We start from the raw sequence: 20387 nt of genomic DNA, 5'->3' as shown, positions 1-20387 counted from the left end.
GGGCGGCATGGGGGACGCTAACGGGCAGCCCACCCGACGCGAATGCTTCGTCATCGCACCGATCGGCCCAGAGGGCTCCGAGATCCGCGAGCGCAGCGACCAGATCCTCGAGTACGTCATCCGTCCGGTGGTCGAGCCCCGCGGATTCCAGGCGATCCGGGGTGACGAGATCGAACGCGCCGGCCTGATCACCTCACAGGTGCTCGACCGGATCATCCAGAACGACCTGGTCATCGCCGACCTCACCGACCAGAACGCGAACGTCTTCTACGAGCTGGCCGTGCGGCACGCACTGCGTAAACCGTTCGTGCAGCTGATGGCGAAGGACCAGCAGCTCCCCTTCGACGTGCAGGGGATGCGCACGATCCTGGTCGACCACCGAAACTTGCGCAGCGTGCACACCGCCAAGGAGCAACTGGGCCGGGCCATCGACTCGATGACCGACGACACCGACATCGTCACCCCGATGTCGGTTGCCCTGACCCTGCAGGACCTGCGCGGCTCGTCGAGCCCACACGAGACGGGCCTGTCGCAGATCATCGAGACCCTGCCGCAGATGATGGACATCCTTCAGGACCTGCAACGGCACATGGGCACCGGCGGCCCGGTCGAACCGTCCGACGCCGACGACCACCGGCGGCTGCGCGGCCTCATCATGTCGCTGACCGAACGCGGAGTGGTCACCGAGCAGGACCTGACCGGGCTGCTCGGCGGGGCGAGCAGCAAGTTCGACAAGTGGGTGCAGCACCTCATCCAACGCTCGGGCGGGGCGGGTTAGCCGTCCCGCCCCGCCAGGGTGAGGCGGCCCTCCTGGTCGTACCGGAGGCGGCCGCTGGTCACGGCGAGGTGCAATCCGTACCGGAGCAGCTTGTCGATCTTCTCGGTACGGCGGCGGTAGCCGAGCCGTTCCAGGCCGGCGCGCAGCGCTTCTCCAGGTTCTTCGGCTGGTCGACGAGGTCCATCGCGCTACGGAAGCAGAGTCAGGACAACCTCGGGATACGCCCTTCGTCAACCGTGGTGAGCTTGGCGGCTCCCTGTACCGGTAGGACGCCGGCGGCCCGCCTATTCAGTCACCAGTCGCGGGCCCAGTCTGGTGGCGGTACGACAGCGAGTTGCGGCTCGCCGCTGATGGGTTCGAGGGCGTGCACGACCCGCAGGTCCCCGTCGGCGGCAGCGTCCTCGTCGGTGACGACCCGACCACTACTGCCGTCGGTACTGACCAGCAACCACCGGTCGGGGTGAATGCTGCCGTCGTCGACCAACGCCCGCACCCCGAAAGTTCGGGCAAGGGTAGTCGCCAGCTCCCGTTCCCCCTGACCGGTGGCATCGGCGAGTTCGGCGTCACCGGTCAGGATCCAGCCGAACCCCTCATCCTCGTCCGGAGGATTGAGCATGGCGATCGGCCGAGGGTCATCGACTGCCCGGTCCTCGATTCGGCCGACGTAGACCGCGTCGGGTGAGATGCCGAAATCCTCGCCGAGGAACCGGCGAAGGGCGGCTGCGGGCAACTCCTTCTCGAAGTGGATCTGATAGCGCAACACTTACCCCCGGTAGCTCTTGTGGTGGCGGAAGACATCCAGCGCCCGCTCCTGCGCGGCCTCAGTCAGGAACGGATTGCGGGCCATCGCGGCTCTCGCCTTCTCGATGTCGCCGCCAGCGGCAATGTACTCCTTCAACGCGCCGTACTCGGCGCGGTTCAACTGCGCCAGGCCGGGACCCGCCTCAGGAAAAACCGTGCCGCTCGGCTCAACCGCGTAGGTGCGGCCGTTGACCTGATAACGCTGTCGATCTGGGTCCCAGGTGGCGCGACCGGCTCCGATGTCGTCCAGGTCCTTGGTGACGTCTGTGCCAGGGAATACGACAGTGTTGACTTCCTTCGAGGGGTTCTTCGGCCGGATGCTGTCGAGATTGTGCCGAGGATGCGGCGGCTTGAGGGGAATCTTGCCGGCGGGCCCGGGAATGGCCCTCCGGGCCGCATTGGTGGCGTCGCCGACGGCCTTCGGCCCGACCTCCCTGGCCTCGCGCATCGACGCGGACGCCGCCTTGGCGATGATGCCGGAGGCAGCCTCGCTTCCCGCCTTCCGACCCCGCCTACCCAAGGACGATCTCCAGCGCCTGCCCGATCAAAAAGTCGATGGCGATGTCGATCAGCTTCTTGAAGATGGGGATCTCCAGCAACGAGGCGCCCAGGGTCGGCCCAGCCGTGGCGATGGCCTGAGGGAATCGCGATGGCCAGCAGAGTCAGCTGGACGATGACGTTGATCTTCAGAGCGAGCACCGCCATGGCACACACCAAGAGTGCAGCTCCGACTGCCCGCGCTCCGGTGCCGATCCCGTGCAGCACCTCCGGCGCAGAGTCGGTGTGAGCCCACTCGGCGCGGAAGGCCTCCAACGCCTCCCCGTGGTTGTCGCTGAGCATCGCGGCGGCCCGGCCTGCGGCGGTCGCGACGGTGTCGACCTCCGCACCGAAGGCGATCCACGCCTGGCCCAGTTCGAAGAGTCGTTCCTCGTCGCTCTCTGGCCAGATGTAGCCGAGCTCGTTCAGCAGGCCGGACAGTTCCCCCGGAATCTGGATGCCCACCCTGGGTCAACATGCTCTCCGGGCTGACCACCCGCGACGGCGGTCGACGGCTGACGCTGCGCATCTTGACCGAAGACGACGCCGTCACCCTGCTACGCGACATCACCTCGCCCTACCGAAGCGGCGACGACCCGGCCGAGCTGACCGAGTTGGCGCGACTCTGCGCCCGGTTGCCGCTGGCGCTGCGCATCGCTGCCGAGCGGGCGGCGAGCCGGCCGTTCATGCCGCTCGGCGAACTCATTCAGGATCTGCGCGACGAGTCGGCCCTGTGGGACGCCCTCACCGCCGAGGAGGACGAGGAGTCCGATGCCGTGCGGGCGGTCTTCGCCTGGTCCTACCGTGCCCTTAACCCGACGTCCGCGCGGCTGTTCCGGCTACTCGGGCTACACCCCGGCCCGGACCTCAGCGCCCCGGCCGCCGCCGCGCTGACCGGTGTGCCGCTGACCCAGGTACGGCAGCCTCTCGACGCTCTGGTCAACGCGCACCTGCTGGAACAGAGCGCTCCGGGGCGCTACCAACTCCACGACCTCCTGCGCGCCTACGCGGTCGACCAGGTCCGCCACCTGGAGAGCGCGGAGGATCGGGAAGCCGCGCTGCGCCGTGCGTTGGACTGGTATCTGCACACCGTCGACGCTGCGCTAGCCCGTGCTCTGCCGTTCTACCGGACCGTACCGTTGGACCCGCCGACCGACGTCACGCCGCTCGCCTTCGCGGCCGACGCCGAGGCGGACGCCTGGTTCGACGCCGAACGGGACAACCTGGTGGCGGCCACCCGAGCAGCCGCCGAGACCGGCCTACCGCGGATCGCCTGGCAACTGGCAGCGCTGCTGCGCAGCGTCTTCATGCACCAGAACGCCTTCGAAGACTGGTTCACCACCGCCCGGATCGGGCTGGCGGCAGCCCGCACACTGGGCGACCGGCACGGCGAGGCGGAGACGCTGGAAAGCCTCGGCAAGGCCCACTTCCAAGCTCGCCAGCTCGGCGAGGCCGCCGAACACCACCGGGCCGCGTTGACCATCCGGCAGGAGATCGGCGACGAGTACGGCACAGCAGTGTCAATCAACGCGCTCGGGTTGCTGGGTCTGCGCCACCGTCAGCTCCTCGATGCGCTCAGCCACTTCGGCGAGAGCCTGGCGATCTTTGAAAGACTCGGCAACCAGCGATGGGAGGCCCTGCTGCTCAGCAACCTGGCCGAGACCCGATATGAGCTGGATGAGCTGACCGAGGCGGCGGCGCTGCTGGATCGGGCACTCGCGGTGCAGCGGGAGATCGACGATCGCGGGCAGGAGGGCAACTCGCTCTTGTTCCTTAGCATGACCCTGCGGGAACTCGGCCGCACCGACGAGGCTCTTACCGCGATCGAGTCGGCCGTGGCCATCGCCGAGGGTGTGAGCCAGGTCTGGCTCAGGCACTGGCTGGTCGAGTACGCACGGGTGCTGCGCGCCTCCGACCGACCCGCCGAGGCGCTGGAGGCCGTGCACCGGGCGGCCACGATTCAACGTCGGCTCGGCGACCGCAGCCGCGAGGCGACGGCCCTCGACGGCGCCGGTGAGGCGTACCGGGATCTGGGGCAGGCGGACGAGGCGATCGCCTTCCACCTGCGCGCGGCGGCAGTACACCGACAACTCGGGGACCTTTGGCAACTCGCCCTGACACTGGATCATCTGGCTACCGCGCTGACGGCGGCAGGACGCACCGAGGAGGCCGGCCAACACTGGAGGGAGGCTCAGGCACTGCTGACCGGGTTCGACGATGCCCGTGCTGCCGCGCTTCGCGAAGGCATCGCCGCGTCGTTTCCGTCAGCGGCGGACAGGTCCGCCGAGTGATGGCCCGCGATGCGCCAGCCCGGGCAGCTGGCTCCATCGTGGATCGATCGCTCTGCCCATCTCCGGCTTCGCACCCCTCATCGACGTAAGCGGCGGGAGCAGTCGCCGTCGTGGCCGTCGCGCAGGAGGCAGCGCCGGCCGCCGGGCAGCCGCAGGTCGCAGAAGACCCGGTGGCGGAGGAACTGCTGGTCCTCCTCGGAGACGGTGGTCTCCCCCGGGTCCACCATCGGCAGCACCAGCACCCAGCGACCGATGACCCGGGCCAGGCGTTGCGCGGCGGGCAGGTCGGTGGCAACGACGGGCAGGTGAATGACGTACCGCTGGCTCATCTGGTGTGGTCCCGCTCGTTGCGGGCACGGGCCTGATCGGTCTGCCAGCGACGCAGCGCGCCCTTGATCCGGGCCGTCTCGCGGCGGCTCTCGGCGAGAGCCGCGTAGACGGCGGCCAGGTCGACGGCGACCCGGTCGAGGAAGGCGTACACGTCGTCGGGGTTCAGGCCGCGACGCCCGAGCCCAACCGGCGCGAAGCGGCGCTCACGCACCTGCCACGGCAACAGACTGGTGTACGCGGCGGAGCGGTACGTCGCACCGCGGCTCGACTGGTCTGGTCGCTGGTTTCTGGCGTTCATGTCTGCCTGCCTTCCGGGCACGAAGTGGCGAGGGGTTCGGGGAAACACGGCGGCCGTTCGGGGGGACCGGACGGCCGCCGTGCTGTGATCAGCCTGCGACAGTCCGCAGTGGAAACGCAACGTTCTAAACCGCAATTTCCCCGTTGTGCATTGACTTTCTTTGCTGCAACCCGTAGGAGTTGCAGGAGCAGGTCACGCAGTGTTGCGTGTTGGAACCAAGGAGTGTGCGGATGCCTGACGACATCGGATCGACCGTGCCGCGTCGGCAGCTCGGACGGCTGCTGCGGCAGTTCCGCAACGAGGCCGGGGTGACACTCGACGCCGCCGCCGAAGCCCTCGAATACAGCCGGCAGAAGATCTGGCGCCTCGAATGCGGCCAGGGCTCGGTCCGGGTGCTCGACGTCAAGGCGATGTGCGAGCTGTACGGGGTGTCGCCCGAGATGACCGAGGCGATGCGCGGGCTGGCCGTGGAGACGAAGTCGAAGGGCTGGTGGCACGCGTACGGCGATGCGGTGCCGAACTGGTTCGAGCTGTACGTGGGCCTGGAATCCGCAGCCGCCCACCTCCGCCGTTATGACGAGTCGCTCATCCCTGGGCTCCTGCAGACCAAGGAGTACGCCCGCGCGCTCTACCGCCTCGGCGGGATGCTGAGCGAGGAGGAACGCGAGCGGGCCGTACAGGTCCGACTTCAACGGCAGGCATTGCTCTCGCGGCGGTTGCCAGCAGCTCCCAGGCTCGAGTCCGTGCTGTCTGAGGCGGTACTCCGCCGTGGCGTTGGCGGCTCGCCGGTCATGACCGAACAGCTTGCTCACCTCATCAAGCTGTCCGAGCTACCGAACGTCAGCGTCCGGGTGCTGCCACTAGCAGCAGGCCCCCAGCCCGGAGCGGTTGCGGGATCGTTCGTAATCCTCGACTTCCCGACGACCAAGGGAGGCCGTGCCGCGCCGGAGCCGTCCGTGGTCTACAGCGAATCGTTGACCGGGGCGCTGTACCTCGACAAGCCTGACGAGTTGGCCGCCTACCAGCGCGTCTGGCGGGGGCTGGATGCGCTGGCCCTCGGCGAGGCAGAATCGACTGACATGATCAAGCGGATCGCTGGGGAGATGCGGCATGACTGACCTGACCGACGCCGTCTGGCGCAAGAGCACCCGCAGCGGCGACAACGGCGGCGACTGCGTCGAGGTCGCCGACAATCTGCCCGACATCGTCGCCGTACGCGACTCCAAGGATCCGGGCGGACCGGCTCTCACCTTTCACCCGACCGCTTGGTGCGCCTTTGTTGGCGGTGCCCGCAACACGCTGACCCGCTGAAGTCCTACTCCTCCGTGGCCACACGGACGTGGGGACGGCCCTTGCAGTCCGATGCACGAGACCAAACGGCGGGTGACTCGCAAACCGTTCTCACGCGAGACTCGTGCAGTGACACATCCTGATCCCTATCAGCAGTGGCAGCCAGCGCAGACCGAACACCTACCGGTCCCGGTTGCTCAGCAACATCCCGCTCCGGTCCCGATGCAGCCGGTGTACGTCGGACCGCAGGCGGTCCTCGTACCTCAGAAGTCTGCCGGTGCTGCCGTCGCCCTTGAACTGATCCTGGGCCTCTTCGGCATCTTCGGCGTGGGCAACCTGTATGCCGGTCGAACGTCTTCGGGTGTGATCCTGATGCTGTCCTTTTGGGGGCTCTTCTGGATCAACTTCTTCCTCATATTCGTCTTTATCGGCATCGTGACGATGCCCCTGCCTTTGGCCCACCCCCGACGTCCTGGCCGTGACTGACGTTCTGCACCCCACCAACGTCGTCCGGGTAGGGTCCCAATCATGACGATTCCCCATCTTGCGGCCGCCGACGGGACCACCCTGCCGGCGATCGGGCTCGGCACCTACCGGCTGAACGGCGCGGCGGGGGTCGACTCGATCGGTCAGGCGATCCGGGCGGGTTACCGCCTGATCGACTCGGCGGTGAACTACGAGAACGAGGGCGCGGTGGGTCGGGCCGCCCGCGCGGCCGGGACCGTACGCGACGAGTTGGTCGTCACGTCGAAGCTGCCGGGACGGCACCACCGTTTCGACGAGGCGCTGACCACCATCGAGGAGAGCGTCTTCCGCACCGGCCTCGACCGGATCGACCTCTACCTGATCCACTGGCCCAATCCGAAGGCCGACCTGTACGTGCAGGCGTGGCGCGCGCTGATCGAGGCCCGCGAGCGCGGTCTGGTCCGGCACATCGGTCTGTCGAACTTCCTGCCCGAGCACATCGACCGGCTGGTGGCCGAGACCGGGGTCGCCCCAGTGGTCAACCAGATCGAGGTGCACCCGTACTTTCCGCAGCAGGAGGCCATCGACTACCACCGTGAGCACGGGATCCTCGTGCAGGGCTGGAGCCCGCTCGGGCACGGCAACGACCTGCAACAGCACCCGACGATCGTGGAGATCGCGACCGCCCACGGCGTCAGCCCGGCGCAGGCCATCCTCGCGTGGCACGTGACCCGCCAGGTGATCCCGCTGCCCAAGGCCGCGTCCCCGCAGCGGCAGATCGAGAACCTGGACGTCTTCGGCATCACGCTGACCGACGCCGAGGTCGAGGCCATCAGCGCGCTGGGTCGCCCGGACGGGCGGCTCGCTGACCAGGACCCTGCGGTGTACGAGGAGTTTTGACCGACCCGGCCCGCCGACTGTCAGCGGGCGGGGAAGTATCGGGGCGTGCTCGACGGACTTGACGACATCGACTGGGCGCGGCTCGGCCACGCGTACGGGGCGGCCGACGACGTGCCCGGCCAACTGCGCGCCCTTCTCTCCCTCGACCCTGCCACCCGGGACGAGGCCCTGGGCGACCTCTACACGAATGTCTTCCACCAGGGCAATCGGTTCGAGGCCAGCGCGTACGTGGTGCCGTTCCTGCTGGAGATGCTGGCCGATCCGGCCACTCCGGACCCGGCCCGGCTGCCCGATGTCGGTGGCGAGCGGTCGTTGACGGTGCTGGGCCGGTCGACCGAGCCGTGGCTGATCGACGGTCAGGAGTTCGGCAACGTCGCCGAACTCGTCGGCGGGTACGGCCTGCCGAAAAGCCGCGAGACGATGCTGGCGTACCTCGGGCGTGTGCCGTGATCGGCCGGCCCCGTCAACCGGAACCCAGCGGTGTGCGAGGAGTTGCCGACGGGTGAGTGCCGTGACGAGCGTGATGACTGTGCGGCATCAATATGCCTGTGAGTCATCACGTTCATCCGCACATCCGCCGCCTCTCGCGGCGCCGAGGCGCGCCGCCCGGGCCGTCGGCGACCCGGGCGACGCGACGTCGCTTAGACCAACCCGCCGAGGGCCGGGTCGCTGATGCTGTCCCTGCCGTTCTCGACGTGACCCGCGCAGTGGTACGCGAAGTCGGCGTCGCCCGCCACGCCGACCGTCAGGTCGTACCAGCCGTGGGTGCGGGCGAGCGCCCACGTCGCGCGCTCGGTCGCGCCGGGGCGCAGCGACACCTTGACCGGACGGGAGTTGTACCCGTCGCGGACGGTCACCTCGACCTTCTTCGACCCGCGGTTGGTGAGCGTGAGGGTGACCTTGCCGCCGCGCTCGTCGTACGAGGGGGTGACGTCGAGGTGCGACCGACCGCTGGCGAACCGGCGGAAGAAGCCGTTCGGCCCGTGCACCGACAGGTCGTAGTCGGAGCCGACCTCCCAGGTGTCGGTGAGGTGCCTGCCCGGCTCGACGGTGTAGCTGCGCGGGGTGTCCGTGCTGCCGGCCCGGCGTACCTGGAAGACCGCCCCGGCGCCGCCGGAGTTGCGGAAGTCGATCCGGAGCACACCGCCGTCGAGGTGGCCGTCAGCGTGCAGGGTGTACGGGATCGCCCGCGCCGGGCGTACCCCGCGCTCCTGCTTCGGCAGCCGCTGGTCGGCCGGGGGCACCGGCACCTCGTCGGGGTGCCGGACGAGGTCGTCGGGCTTGAAGTCGTCGGTGTCGGGCAGCGTGACCTCGCGGGACCGGTTCGGGTGCCGGAAGTCGAAGGCGCTGGTCAGGTCACCGACGACGGCGCGCCGCCAGGGGGTAATGTTCTTCTCGGTCAGGTCCGGCCGACCGTGCCCGAACCGCGCCTCCAGGAACTTGATCAGCGAGGTGTGGTCGAACACCTGCGAGTTGACGTAACCGCCACGCGTCCACGGCGACACGATGATCATCGGAACGCGGATGCCGAGGCCGTACGGTCCGGCCGGGTGGTCGGCGTCGCCGGGGAAGATCTCGTTGGTAGTCGGTACGGTAGACAGCCCGTGCTCGCGCGTCTGCGGGGGCGTCGGCGGGACCACGTGGTCGAAGAAGCCGCCCTCCTCGTCGTACGTGATGAAGAGCGCCATCTTGCTCCACACCTCGGGGTGCGCGGCGAGGATGTCGATGACCTGGGAGATGTACCAGGACCCGTAGGCCGGTTCCCAGTTCGGGTGCTCGGTGTACGCCTCGGGAGCGGTGATCCAGGAGACCTGCGGCAGGCGTCCCGCCTCCACGTCGGCCCGGAAGTCGGCGAGCAGCGCCTCGGGGTCGCGGCCCTGGGTACGGACCTCGGTGCCGGTCTTGGCCTTGTCCGCGAGGGGCGTGCCGGGCTGCGCGTTCTGGTACTGGTGGAAGTAGAGCAGCGAGTTGTCGCCGTAGTTGCCGATGTACGGGTCGTTGGTCCAGCCCCAGGAGCCGGCGGCGTTGAGGCCGGTGCCGACGTCCTGGTAGATCTTCCAGGAGATGCCGTTGCGCTCCAGCCGCTCCGGGTACGTCGACCAGTCGTAGCCGGCCTCCGCGTTGGTGATGACCGGGCCGCCGCCCTTGCCGTCGTTACCGACCCAGCCGCTCCACATGTGGTAGCGGTTCGGGTCGGTCGGTCCCATCAGCGAGCAGTGGTAGCTGTCGCAGACGGTGAAGGCGTCGGCGAGCGCGTAGTGGTAGGGCAGGTCCTGGCGGGTGTGGTAGGTCATCGCCGTGACGCCCTTGTTCGGCACCCACTGGTCGAACCGGCCGTCGTTCCAGGCGGCATGCCCGTCGTTCCAGCCGTGCGGCGGGTCCGGCAGGAAGGTCTGGCCGAGGTCCTTGACCTCGGGCCGGAACGGCAGCAGTTCGTCGGCGCCGTAGGGCTGGTGCCACACGTCCCTGCCGGACGGCAGTGTCGCCGGATGCGGGTCACCGAAGCCGCGGCCGCGCTCCTCGGCGCGGGCCGGCACGACGTGGTCGACCTGGCCGCGTTGCGCTGCGACCGTTGATTGCTGGACGATCAACGTCCACCCGATCCCACCGCAGGAGACGCCGATGTTCGAGGAGTTCCTGGGCATTCCCGCCCACCCTCTCGTGCTGCACGCCGCAGTCGTGTTCGTGCCGCTGCTGGCTCTCCTGACGATCGGCTACGCGCTCGTCGCGCCGGTCCGGCCGCACACGCGCTGGGTGCTGGCGCTGCTCGCCGTGGGCGCGCCGCTCTCCGCCCTGATGGCGAAGCTCACCGGGGACGCCTTCTTCGAGCGCATGCGCTCCGCCAACCGGGTCACGCCCGAGTTCGTCCCGAAGCTGGAGGCGCACCAGGATTTCGGCGACCTCACCCTCTACGCGACGATCGGGCTGGCGGTCGTCGCGGTGGCACTGGTCCGGTTCGTCCCGCCGCGAACCGCCGAGGGCGTACGCCCCGCTCGGGCGCTGACCCTGGTGTTGCAGGTGTTGTCGGTGGTCGCCGCCGGCATCGCCGTGTACTACGTGGTCCGCACCGGCGACTCCGGGGCGAAGGCGGTCTGGGAGGGCCAGTGACGCTCAGGCCACCTCGTCGCGTGCTCGCAGCGACACCGCCACGAGCCACCCGGAGATGAGCACCGCCGCGACGGCGAAGCGGATGCTCGCGCTTTCCTCACTCCACGGCGGGGCGGTGAGCAGGAAGGCGGCGGCACCAGTGGCGGCGCTGGAGAACGCCCAGGCACGGCGCCCCTCGACGACGAGGCGTCGGGCGAGCAGCAGGCCGGCCGCGCTCAGCGACAGGAACGCCGCCGCGCCGCAGACGATGTGCAGGATGCTGCCCGTGCTGGCCTGTTCGGGCAGGCCCGCCGGTGCGCCGGGCGGCCAGCCGAGCGCGGGATCGGGGACGAAGATCCCGCCGCCGACCATCGCCACCCCGTAGACGGCGACCAGCACCGGCACCACCGTGCCGGCCCGACCCGGGCGCAGCGTCCGCCACAGGCCGATCGCGAAGGCGACGGCCAGCACGCCGGTGCCCACGAACGCGATGACCTGCACCCACCCGAGGTCACCGAGGGTGAGTGAGCTCAACGCGTGCCGGCGCAGGTCGAATCCGGACCGGGTGAACGCCTGCCCGAACGACAGCGCGGGGAAGAGCAGACCGGCGACGGTGCCGCAGCCCAGCAGGTACCGCCGGATGTCAGTGGTCGGCCAGCCGGTCATCGTCCGGTAGAGCGTCCACCCACGTCGCCAGGTGGCGTCGCCGGTGCGGCCCGGTTGGGGGCCGGGCCGCACCAGCGGGTTGACCGTCAGCCGGCGTGGTACGCCCGGATGATGGTCTGGTCGATGCCGCTACCACCGTTCGCGGCGGCCTTCACCCGCAGCGAGACGGCCTGCCCGGAGGTGGCCTTCGGCAGCTCGAACCGGTAGCCGTCACCGTTGCCGGTGACCCGGGTCGCCGTCCAGGTGACGCCGTCGTCGGTCGACGTCCAGACCTGCATCGACGTCACCTTCTGCGTCTTCACGCCGTGTGCCTGCCGGACGGCCAGCTCGGCCGTTCCACCGACCGGGTGGTTGTCGTCGTCCATCGGCAGGGCGTAGTCGAGCGCGAGCAGCGGCAACGGCACGCTCTGAGTCCCGTCCGGCCCGGCGGACCGGAACGTCCACGAGGTGTTCACCATGGTCGAGATCGGCAGGATCAGGCTCGTGTCGATGTCGAGGTTCACCCGGTAGTCGGCCATCGACTGCCCGACGGTGAAGTCGCCGTACGGGCCGTTGCGCTCGTCGACCGGCTTGCCGTCGCGGTACAGCGACAGCGTGCGCTTCACACCGATCGCCTCGCCGCGCAGGCAGTCGGCGCGCTGGTGCTGGTCGGTCAGCGACACCAGGTCGATGTGCAGGTTGCCCCGGGTCCGCGACGGTGCGGAAGCGCAGGTCCACTCCGCGCCGGCCGGGTCGTCGTACCAGTCGGAGTGCAGCGGCTGCCGCGCCCAGATCTTCGACTGCCGACTGCCCGGCAGGTATTGCCGGGGTGCCTCCATGGCCGGCAGGCCGCCGTAGATACCGGTGTCGGCCCACACAATCTCAGGCGAGACGTAGGAGGTCCGGGCCGGCGGCCTCGGGCCCTCGTCGGTCTGGGTGACCGCGATCCCGTCCGGAGTCGCGCCCGAGCGGAGCAACTGGGTGGGCATCTCCGGTGCGTCGGTCTGGTGGAACCGCTCGTCGATGCGGGCCAGCCGGGCCTGCTCGGCCCGGTTCACCCGGAACGACGGGTCGGCCGGCACCCCGCCGACGTACTCGTGCACCAGGTTGTAGCGGTACGGCTTGGCGGTCCCGGTCGGTGAGTCCAGGTTGACCGCCGCCCAGGTGCGCCGGGACCCGATGGCGGGCGTCGGGATCGCGGTGCTGCGGAGCGCCGTCGCCACCCCGAAGCCACTGATCTGATCCCACCACGACAGGCCGTTCACCGAGGTGTGGACGGTGGTGAAGTCGATCCGGGTGGGCTTGGTGGGCACCCCGTCGACGGTTCCGGTGACCGGCCGGGCCTGCGCCGGGTCGAGAGTCACGCTGCGGGCGCCGTGCACATCCAGGTCACCGGCGGCGGCGAGGGTGCTCTCCCGCACGTCGCTGTCGACGTAGTAGGCCACGGAGGAGCCGAGCACCGAGTATCGGCCGGCCGGAACCCGCAGGGTGAAGGTGTCCCCGGGGGTGCCGTTGACCCCGCGGTAGTAGAGCAGGGGGTCGGTGAGGTTGGCGACCATGACCTTGACCCAGGAATCCGCGCCGTCCCGCAGGCCGGGCAGCGGCCTGGTGCGAATCGTCAGGTCGTAGCTGGGCGGCTCGACGTAGAAGCTCACCGGCGTGGTCGCGGCCACCTTACGGCCCACACGGGCGGTGACGGTGGCGACGTAGAAGCCCGGCCGGTTGGACAACGCCGCACGGTTGAGGCGCAGCGTCGCCCCCGCCGTGACGCCGCGCTTGAGCGTCACCCGGGTCGTCGACAGCGACGCCGCGCCACGCGGCACCGGTTGGCCGTCGTGGTTGACGATCGACACGTCGAGGTCGAGGGCGCTCGTTGCCGGGGGGGACCCGCCGGTCCAGCTGAGCTTCGTCTCGCTGGTCCCGGATTGCGGGTACGCGAACGTGCCGAGGTTGACCACCGGCTGGTCGCTCGTCGGTCCGCCGAGGGCACGGGCCGCGTTGAGGCGGCCGGCCCCGATGGCGTACGGGTCGATGCCGGTCAGCGGGTCGGACGCGCCGACGAGGGCGGCCTTGATCTTCTCGCCGGTCCAGTCGGGGTGCCGCTGGACGAGCAGCGCGGCGGCGCCAGCCACGTGCGGGGATGCCATCGACGTGCCGCTGCTGGCCTCGTAGTACCTGTCGATCGGGTCCTGGAGGTTGGTGCCGGCGGCGCGGGCCGCGACGATGTCGACGCCGGGCGCGACGAGTTCCGGCTTGGCCGCGTGGTTGTTCAACAGCGGTCCACGGCTGGAGAAGTCGGCGAGCTTGTCGTCTCGGTCGACCGCGCCGACCGTGAGCGCGCTCGCGGCGGAGCCGGGCGAGGAGATGGAGGATCCGCTGTTACCGGCGGCGATGACGAAGAGTACGCCGGTCTGCCGGCTCAGCTCGTCGACCGCGAGGGACAGCGGGTCGTTGCCGTCGTCGGCTTCGCCGCCGCCGAGGCTCATGTTGATGACGTCCGCCCGGGTGGAGGCCCACTCCATGCCGGCGATGATGCCGGAGTCGTCGCCGTAGCCGTGGTCGTCGAGGACCTTGCCGATCACCAGCTTGGCGTCCGGTGCCACACCACGACGCTGACCGTTGGCGGCCGCGCCGGTGCCGGCGATGGTCGACGCGACGTGCGTACCGTGGCCGTTGTGGTCGACGACGTCACCGCCCTCGGCGGTGAAGTCGGCCCGCTCGGCGACCCGGCCGGCCAGGTCCGGGTGGGTGAAGTCGGCGCCGGTGTCGAGCACCGCGACCTTCACGCCCTTGCCGGTGTAGCCGTCCTTCCACGCCTGCGGCGCCGCGATCTGCCCCAGGTTGGGGTCCAGGTTGCCGTGCTGGCCGCCGGTCAGCGCGGTGGCGCGGACCTTACGGTCGAGCCACACCTTCTTCGCGCCGGCGAGCAGCGAGTCGGTCGCGCGCTTCGCGGTGGCCGGGCTCGTCTTGGGTACGTGACCGGCGACCGCGCCGATGCTGGGCAGCGCCCACGCGTCGCCGAGCGCGGCCACCCGGGCGGAGGCGGTGGCGGGCTGCACGATGACCGGCAACTGCGCGGTGCTCTCGTCGTCGTAGCCGTCCGCGAGCAGCGCGGTGACGTCGAAGAGGTCGGGGTCGAGGGTCGAGCCGATCTGCGACGCGAAGCGGGCGGGGATCACGTGCAGGTGGCCGTCCGGGCCGCAGCTCTGGTGGATCACCGCGTTCGCGTCGACCGGTCGCACCGTGGCCTGCGGGCAACCCGATCCGTTGCTGCGCACGGTCACCACGTCCCCGCTGAGCAGGGTGACGGTGTGGGCTTTCCCGTTGGCCAAGGCGTGGGGTGTGTCGGTCGGGGCGGCACCGCCAGGGCCGGCTGCGGCGGTGCCGCCCGGCACGGCGGTCAGTGCCGTGGCGGTGACGGCGACGGCCAGCAGCCAGCGCGTTTTCCTGAGCATCTCGCCCCCTGTCTCATGTGGACAAATGCGCCTCCTGGGCGACTTGATGCAAGATCATAGGACTGCGTACGAGATCTTCGGAGGTTTGTGGGCGCAGCAATTTTTGCTGGTCCGAGCGGGATTTCCGCCGTGTGTCGACGCCGGGTCCGGTTCGATGTCGATTCGATTGCCGACGCTCGCCCCGCCCTCCGACCGGGCCGTCGGGGATCGACGGGACGTCCACCCGCACCTAGCATGACCACGAATGGATCTTCGAGATTCGCCCCTGCCGACCCCCGGCAACCAGCCCGACCGAAGGGAGACGCGCATGCGTCGACCCCGCCATCTGGCACTACTGAGCGTCGGTGTCTCCGGCGCCCTGGTCCTGAGCGCAGCCCCCACCGCGGCGGCGGCACCGCCCACGACCACCACGCCCACCGGCATCGTGGTCAGTGACGGCATGACCCAACCGGTGTTCTCGCTCGCCGACGCGATCGAGGAGCGGGTGTTCGTCCAGACCCCGGTGGACAGCGACCACGACGGCCGACCCGACCGGGTCGCGATCGACATCTCCCGACCCCGGGAGACCGCCACCCAGGGCTTCAAGGTGCCGGTCATCTTCGAGCACAGCCCGTACCGCAAGGGCACCTGGGGCGACGTGCCGTACCCGAGCGTGCTGGTCGACGACCTGCCGCAGAACGGGCTGACCCACGCCTCCGGCCTGCGGGCGCTCGACGTGGACGCCCAGCGGGCCCAGGCGAAGGCCAACCTGCCCGGCTCGCTCGACGACTACTACGTCCCACGCGGGTACGCGGTGGTGCTCGGCCAGAGCATCGGCACCGGCGACTCGGACGGCTGCCCGACCAGCGGCGACCAGGCGGAGACGCTCGGCACCAAGGCCGTCATCGACTGGCTCAACGGCCGGGCGAAGGGGTACGACGCGAACGGGGCCCCGGTCACCGCCGGCTGGACCACCGGCGCGGTCGGCATGACCGGTGTCTCCTACAACGGGACGCTGCCCAACCAGGTGGCCACCACCGGGGTCAAGGGACTGAAGACCATCGTGCCGGTCTCCGCGATCAGCAGCTGGTACGACTACTACCGCGCCAACGGCCTGGTCGTCGCCCCCGGCACGTTCCAGGGTGAGGACCTCGACATCCTCGCCCAGTACACGGCCGGGCAGGAGCGGGCCGAGGGACGCTGCGCCGACGAGATCGCGGACATCACCGAGAAGCAGGACCGGGTCACCGGCGACTACTCGTCGTTCTGGCGGGACCGCGACTACCTCGACGCCCGCAACGTCAAGGCCAGCGTCTTCGTCGTGCACGGCCTCAACGACTGGAACGTGAAGACCGAGCACTTCGCCGGCTGGTGGGACGAGCTCGCCAAGCGCGACGTACCCCGCAAGATCTGGCTGCACCAGGGCGGGCACGGCGGCCCGGGCAGCAGCGCGTCGGTGACCCTGCCCAGCGGTCAGACGTGGACCTACAAGCAGACCGAGAACCGCTGGTTCGACTTCTGGCTGTGGAACGTGCGCAACGGCATCATGGACGAGCCGACGGCGGTGCTCCAGCGTGAGGACCGGGCCTACACCACGTACGCCAACTGGCCGGATCCGGCCGCGCGTGAGGTCGGGCTGAACTTCGCGGCGACCGACGCCACCGCGCCGGGCGCGCTCACCACGGGCCGGCCGTCGAAGGCCAAGGTGGAGCAGAGCTTCGTCGACGAGGGCCGAACGATCCACCCGGACACCATGGTGGCCAACCCCGACGAGGCGAGTGCGAACCGGCTCGCGTACCGCTCCCCCGCGCTGACGCAGAACGTGCGCATCTCCGGACGCCCGGAAATGCGGCTGCGGATGGCGATCGACAACAAGCCGGACGCGAACCTCACCGCGTACCTGGTCGACTACGGCCCGGCCGGCTCGACCGTCGCGCCGACCGTGGTGACCCGCGGTTGGATGGACCCGCAGAACCGCAAGAGCGCGGCGCGCACCGAGCCGGTCAAGCAGGGCAAGCTGTACGACTACCGGTGGACCATGGAGCCGAAGGACTACATCTTCCCGGCGGGCCACCGGATCGGCGTGGTCGTGTTCTCCAGCGACCAGGAGTACACCCTGCTGCCGTTGGGCGGCACCGAGCTGCGGGTCGCGCCGAACGACAGTGAGCTGCGACTGCCGGTCGTCGGCGGGCGGGGTGCCCTCGGGTTCTGATTGCGCCGTCGATGCACGGGTGGGGCGGTCCGACAGGTCGGGCCGCCCCACCGGCGCGTCCGGCCCCCATGCCGTGATCGTGCTCGATCCAGGATGTAGTGCCCTCGTCATCGCGGGCTGGGGCCTCTTTCCCGGATTGAGCACGATCGTGGGTTCCCCGACAGGCACGGCTCCTGGATGCCCGGCTGCGCCGTGCGAGCGAGATGTCCGGTTCGGGGATCGGGCGTGGGGTGGTGTGGTGTCGGGTTTGGGGTGGGGTGTCGAGTGACGGGTGGCATCGCGGTGGTGGAATCGGGGGCCGGGCGGGGTCGTTATACCTGGCATGCCACCGCGACTTCGGTCGCTGGTGTGCGGGCGGTCGCTGGGAACATGGGCCTGACCGCCCCGGGTTACCCCCCGGGAGCATGACCGGCCGGGCAGGTGGCGCGATGATCCGCCGGTCCGGTGCTGTCCACCGGTGGGGTGTCGCGGGATGCGGGGCAGGATCTCTCAGTGATCGTGATGCCACACCGGCATCAAGATGACTGACCGGCATCACGCTCAACGGAGCCCGCGGCCCCGGCCGGGCACGAGGGCCAGGTACATCCCCCGGCACCACCGAGCACCACAGGCCCGACAGCCTGGCGGAATGATCCGCCGCTGCGGACCGTTACATCCTGTCCCGACGCCGGCCCCCCCTTTGGGTCGCCGGGCAGATTCCCCTTGAACTTCCCCCGCACCGGCACGCACCCCCCGTGGCACGGCCGTTGCGGTATCCCCCGACAGGCAGAGGAGCACGCCATCATGCGTACCGATCTGATCCGTAAGACCGCCCTGACCGCCGCTGGCCTCGCGTTCACCGGCGGCGCCATCGCCGGCCCCGTCACCGCCGCCTACGCCGCGTCGCCGACCACACCGAGCACCCACACCCAGACCGACCGCAAGAGCGATGAGCGGGAACTGGCCGTGCGCTACGAAGCCCAGCCGAACTTCTACTACTGCGGCCCCGCCGCCACCCGCAACGCCCTGTCCGTACAGGGCAAGAACATCAACGTCGACGACATGGCCAAGGAAATGGGCACCACCGAGGCCGGCACCAACTCCATCAACGACATCACCCCCGTGCTGAACAAGGAAACCGGCAAGCCCAACGCCTACCACTCCGTCGAGATCCCCAACCCGAACGCCGACGCCACGCAGACCGACAAGCTGCGCGCCGACATCGTCACCACCGTCGACGACGGACGGGCCGTGGTCGCCAACATCGCCGGCACCAGCACCGACACCGACGGCAACACCCACTCGTTCGAGGGCGGGCACTACATCAGCGTCGTCGGCTACCGCGACGGTGGCAACACCGTGAAGATCGCCGACTCCGCCAACCCCGACACCGCCTCCTACTGGATCAGCATCGAGCACCTCGCCGACTGGATCGCCACCCGCGGCTACTCCACCAGCTGACCCACACCCACACACCGAAAGGGCCGGACCCCAACCGGGGCCCGGCCCTTCGTCGTCATTTCCACCAACTGCGGCACGTATTGACAATTGTCGACTTCGGCCTGAGGCTGGGGAGCAGTGAGAGCGCTCTCTCGCATCGGCTCGACAGGCCACCACCCAGTCTGGCCAGGGACACCCCTCCGATGTCTTCGGCGGCGGCGCCGGAGCTGTCCCTGACCCGCCCCCCGACAGGAGTCACGAGATGGACAGGGCCGCACCCCTCTCCGGCATCCCCCGCCGACTGCGCCTCGCCACGGCGATCGGCGCCCTGCTGGTGCTACTCGGCACGTACCTGGTGTCCGCCACCGACCGGGCCGACGCCGCCCCCGGTCGGGCCGACGGCGACTTCGGCGTCAACGTCATCCGCGTCGCCGAGTTCCCCGCCGACTGCACCTACAGCCACCGCCTGCCGGACGATCCGATCGTCTTCCCCGGGCTGCCCGGGGCCTCGCACCTGCACAGCTTCTTCGGCAGCACGGTGACGAACGCCCACACCACCCTGCCCGACCTGGTCAACTCGCCCACCACCTGCAACCCCCGGGTGGACGTCTCGTCGTACTGGGTGCCGACCCTGTACAAGGACAACGTCGCGGTGGAGCCGGCCATCGCCACGTTCTACTACCTGGGCGAGGGCGTACGCGCCGATGTCGTCGCGAACACCCAGCCGTTCCCGCAGGGGCTGCGCCTCGTCGCCGGTAACGCGAAGGCCACCGGGCCGAACGACAGCATCGCCCGCTGGTCCTGCCTGCACGCCGGGCAGGTGCCCCCGTCGAAGGACTTCGTCAACTGCCCGTCGGGCACCATGCTGGAGTCGTACCTGGACTTCCCGCAGTGCTGGAACGGCCGGGACCTCGACTCCCCGGATCACAAGAGCCACCTGGCGTACCCGGTGAACCAGGCCTGCCCGAGCACCCACCCGGTGCACGTGCCGAAGTTGCGGCAGGTGTTGAGGTACCCGGTCACCGGTGACCCGTCGCGGTTCCGGCTGGCCTCCGGGCCGGGCTACACCATGCACGGCGACTTCTTCAACGCCTGGCCGGTGGCCGAGATGGCCCGCCGCGTCCAGGACTGCATCCGTCCCGTCATCAAGTGCGGGCACGACGGTCGCCCGATCTGATCCGACCGGCACACACCACGGCGGCGGGCCCGGTCACGCCGGGCCCGCCGCCGCGGGCGGAAAGGAGGTCGGATGCGCCAGCGGATGGCGTCCACCCTGCTCGTCGCCGTGCTGCTCGTCGCCGGCTGCGGCACCGGGGCACGGGACGCGGGCAGCGCCCCCACCCCACCCACGACCGCGCCGGCGGCGACGATCGCGCCGACACCCACGGCTACGGCGGGGTCGTTCAACCCGACCGACATCGCCTGGCTGCAACTGACGGCGGCCATGGCCGAACGTCTGCTACCCGTCCTCGATCTGGTGCCGGCGCGCACGACCGACGCGGCCTGGCGGCGAATGGCCGCCCAGGTCGCGACCGCCCAGCGCGCCGACCTGGACCGCGCCCACCACCTGCTGGCCGAGGCCGGCGCGCCGACGACCAATCCGCACGAGGGGCACGACATGCCGGGCATGGTCACCGCCGAGCAGGTGACGGCACTGCGGTCGGCCACCGGGGAGCCGTTCCACCGTCTGCTGGCCGGGCACCTGCGGGCACACCTGGAGCAGTCGGTGCGGGTGGCCATCGCCGAGCAGCGGAGCGGGGTCCAGCCGACCACCGTCGCGCTGGCCGTGGCCGTGGTCCGCAACGGCACCGCCGACCTCACCCGGCTCGACGGCCTCAACCCGCCGACGCAGACGCGACCGGCGGGAATGTAGCCCGTGAAGACGGGCCGGCGAAAACGC

The 20387-nt window shown here is 70.0% G+C and carries 19 protein-coding genes; 12 read left to right on the top strand and 7 right to left on the bottom strand.

Translation table 11 applies throughout. From position 1 onward, the window contains the following. Positions 1 to 7 precede the first annotated feature (7 nt). Positions 8 to 778: a hypothetical protein gene (locus O7620_RS06280; RefSeq protein ID WP_278122262.1), complete on the top strand. Its 771-nt coding sequence runs from the start codon at positions 8 to 10 to the stop codon at positions 776 to 778. Positions 779 to 1070: 292 nt separating this feature from the next. Here O7620_RS06280 and O7620_RS06275 read toward each other — a convergent pair whose 3' ends face one another. After that, the gene (locus O7620_RS06275) at positions 1071 to 1541 is read right to left on the bottom strand and encodes a hypothetical protein (protein WP_278122261.1); all 471 of its coding nucleotides are present in this window, start codon (positions 1539 to 1541) and stop codon (positions 1071 to 1073) included. Further along, a complete protein-coding gene (locus tag O7620_RS06270) occupies positions 1542 to 2027 on the bottom strand; it encodes a hypothetical protein (protein ID WP_278122260.1) in 486 nt (161 codons plus the stop codon). Positions 2028 to 2592: 565 nt separating this feature from the next. On the opposite strand from O7620_RS06270, the gene O7620_RS06265 reads away from it, so the two are divergent. After that, positions 2593 to 4407, top strand: a complete 1815-nt coding sequence (locus O7620_RS06265) for a tetratricopeptide repeat protein (protein ID WP_278122259.1) — start codon at positions 2593 to 2595, stop codon at positions 4405 to 4407. 77 nt (positions 4408 to 4484) lie between these two features. Here O7620_RS06265 and O7620_RS06260 read toward each other — a convergent pair whose 3' ends face one another. Further along, positions 4485 to 4736 (bottom strand): hypothetical protein, encoded by a 252-nt coding sequence (locus O7620_RS06260; protein WP_278122258.1) that lies wholly within the window; start codon positions 4734 to 4736, stop codon positions 4485 to 4487. Further along, a complete protein-coding gene (locus O7620_RS06255) occupies positions 4733 to 5035 on the bottom strand; it encodes a DivIVA domain-containing protein (protein ID WP_278122257.1) in 303 nt (100 codons plus the stop codon). Before O7620_RS06255 ends, O7620_RS06260 begins: the two co-directional genes overlap by 4 nt. Positions 5036 to 5265: 230 nt before the next feature. Between O7620_RS06255 and O7620_RS06250 the strand changes: the two genes are divergently transcribed. From O7620_RS06250 to O7620_RS06230, 5 genes are all read left to right on the top strand, one after another. Further along, a complete protein-coding gene (locus O7620_RS06250; protein WP_278122256.1) occupies positions 5266 to 6153 on the top strand; it encodes a helix-turn-helix transcriptional regulator in 888 nt (295 codons plus the stop codon). After that, the gene (locus O7620_RS06245; RefSeq protein ID WP_278122255.1) at positions 6146 to 6346 is read left to right on the top strand and encodes a DUF397 domain-containing protein; all 201 of its coding nucleotides are present in this window, start codon (positions 6146 to 6148) and stop codon (positions 6344 to 6346) included. The genes O7620_RS06250 and O7620_RS06245 overlap by 8 nt, the downstream gene beginning before the upstream one ends. 108 nt (positions 6347 to 6454) lie before the next feature. Continuing rightward, positions 6455 to 6811 carry an NINE protein gene (locus tag O7620_RS06240; protein ID WP_278122254.1) on the top strand — a complete coding sequence of 119 codons (357 nt, stop codon included), beginning with the start codon at positions 6455 to 6457 and terminating at the stop codon, positions 6809 to 6811. 42 nt (positions 6812 to 6853) lie between these two features. Beyond that, positions 6854 to 7690, top strand: coding sequence for an aldo/keto reductase (locus tag O7620_RS06235; RefSeq protein WP_278122253.1), 837 nt, complete (start codon positions 6854 to 6856; stop codon positions 7688 to 7690). A 45-nt stretch (positions 7691 to 7735) separates the two neighbouring features. Next, positions 7736 to 8140, top strand: a complete 405-nt coding sequence (locus O7620_RS06230) for a hypothetical protein (protein WP_278122252.1) — start codon at positions 7736 to 7738, stop codon at positions 8138 to 8140. A 191-nt stretch (positions 8141 to 8331) separates the two neighbouring features. Here O7620_RS06230 and O7620_RS06225 read toward each other — a convergent pair whose 3' ends face one another. Next, on the bottom strand, positions 8332 to 10335 hold the full coding sequence (locus tag O7620_RS06225) for a phospholipase C, phosphocholine-specific (protein WP_278122251.1): 2004 nt from the start codon (positions 10333 to 10335) through the stop codon (positions 8332 to 8334). Between O7620_RS06225 and O7620_RS06220 the strand changes: the two genes are divergently transcribed. Further along, the gene (locus O7620_RS06220) at positions 10313 to 10798 is read left to right on the top strand and encodes a DUF2231 domain-containing protein (protein ID WP_278122250.1); all 486 of its coding nucleotides are present in this window, start codon (positions 10313 to 10315) and stop codon (positions 10796 to 10798) included. The genes O7620_RS06225 and O7620_RS06220 overlap by 23 nt on opposite strands. Before the next feature lie 3 nt (positions 10799 to 10801). Here the strand turns inward: O7620_RS06220 and O7620_RS06215 are convergent, their stop codons facing one another. Further along, positions 10802 to 11515, bottom strand: coding sequence for a DUF998 domain-containing protein (locus O7620_RS06215; RefSeq protein WP_278122249.1), 714 nt, complete (start codon positions 11513 to 11515; stop codon positions 10802 to 10804). A 14-nt stretch (positions 11516 to 11529) separates the two neighbouring features. After that, positions 11530 to 14877 carry a S8 family serine peptidase gene (locus tag O7620_RS06210; protein WP_278122248.1) on the bottom strand — a complete coding sequence of 1116 codons (3348 nt, stop codon included), beginning with the start codon at positions 14875 to 14877 and terminating at the stop codon, positions 11530 to 11532. Positions 14878 to 15184: 307 nt separating this feature from the next. Here O7620_RS06210 and O7620_RS06205 point away from each other — a divergent pair, with 307 nt between their 5' ends. The 4 genes from O7620_RS06205 (at position 15185) to O7620_RS06190 (ending at position 20360) form a co-directional block, all read left to right on the top strand. Next, the gene (locus O7620_RS06205; protein WP_278122247.1) at positions 15185 to 17068 is read left to right on the top strand and encodes a Xaa-Pro dipeptidyl-peptidase; all 1884 of its coding nucleotides are present in this window, start codon (positions 15185 to 15187) and stop codon (positions 17066 to 17068) included. A gap of 783 nt (positions 17069 to 17851) precedes the next feature. Then, positions 17852 to 18508 carry a C39 family peptidase gene (locus tag O7620_RS06200; protein ID WP_278122246.1) on the top strand — a complete coding sequence of 219 codons (657 nt, stop codon included), beginning with the start codon at positions 17852 to 17854 and terminating at the stop codon, positions 18506 to 18508. Positions 18509 to 18749: 241 nt separating this feature from the next. Beyond that, on the top strand, positions 18750 to 19664 hold the full coding sequence (locus O7620_RS06195) for a DUF1996 domain-containing protein (RefSeq protein WP_278122245.1): 915 nt from the start codon (positions 18750 to 18752) through the stop codon (positions 19662 to 19664). Positions 19665 to 19736: 72 nt separating this feature from the next. After that, entirely contained in the window at positions 19737 to 20360 is a 624-nt protein-coding gene (locus O7620_RS06190; RefSeq protein ID WP_278122244.1) for a DUF305 domain-containing protein, read from the top strand. Positions 20361 to 20387 lie beyond the last annotated feature (27 nt).

This window comes from Micromonospora sp. WMMD710 (assembly GCF_029626045.1).
GTDB lineage: Bacteria > Actinomycetota > Actinomycetes > Mycobacteriales > Micromonosporaceae > Micromonospora.
This window is presented reverse-complemented; position numbering and strand designations above follow the sequence as displayed.

Coding starts and splice junctions, on each gene's coding strand:
- O7620_RS06235 (WP_278122253.1), top strand. CDS start 6,854: ATGACGATTCCCCATCTTGCGGCCGCCGACGGGACCACCCTGCCGGCG.
- O7620_RS06220 (WP_278122250.1), top strand. CDS start 10,313: ATGTTCGAGGAGTTCCTGGGCATTCCCGCCCACCCTCTCGTGCTGCAC.
- O7620_RS06225 (WP_278122251.1), bottom strand. CDS start 10,335: ATGCCCAGGAACTCCTCGAACATCGGCGTCTCCTGCGGTGGGATCGGG.
- O7620_RS06270 (WP_278122260.1), bottom strand. CDS start 2,027: ATGCGCGAGGCCAGGGAGGTCGGGCCGAAGGCCGTCGGCGACGCCACC.
- O7620_RS06245 (WP_278122255.1), top strand. CDS start 6,146: ATGACTGACCTGACCGACGCCGTCTGGCGCAAGAGCACCCGCAGCGGC.
- O7620_RS06200 (WP_278122246.1), top strand. CDS start 17,852: ATGCGTACCGATCTGATCCGTAAGACCGCCCTGACCGCCGCTGGCCTC.
- O7620_RS06260 (WP_278122258.1), bottom strand. CDS start 4,736: ATGAGCCAGCGGTACGTCATTCACCTGCCCGTCGTTGCCACCGACCTG.
- O7620_RS06210 (WP_278122248.1), bottom strand. CDS start 14,877: ATGCTCAGGAAAACGCGCTGGCTGCTGGCCGTCGCCGTCACCGCCACG.
- O7620_RS06280 (WP_278122262.1), top strand. CDS start 8: ATGGGGGACGCTAACGGGCAGCCCACCCGACGCGAATGCTTCGTCATC.
- O7620_RS06190 (WP_278122244.1), top strand. CDS start 19,737: ATGCGCCAGCGGATGGCGTCCACCCTGCTCGTCGCCGTGCTGCTCGTC.
- O7620_RS06255 (WP_278122257.1), bottom strand. CDS start 5,035: ATGAACGCCAGAAACCAGCGACCAGACCAGTCGAGCCGCGGTGCGACG.
- O7620_RS06265 (WP_278122259.1), top strand. CDS start 2,593: ATGCTCTCCGGGCTGACCACCCGCGACGGCGGTCGACGGCTGACGCTG.
- O7620_RS06205 (WP_278122247.1), top strand. CDS start 15,185: ATGCGTCGACCCCGCCATCTGGCACTACTGAGCGTCGGTGTCTCCGGC.
- O7620_RS06195 (WP_278122245.1), top strand. CDS start 18,750: ATGGACAGGGCCGCACCCCTCTCCGGCATCCCCCGCCGACTGCGCCTC.
- O7620_RS06250 (WP_278122256.1), top strand. CDS start 5,266: ATGCCTGACGACATCGGATCGACCGTGCCGCGTCGGCAGCTCGGACGG.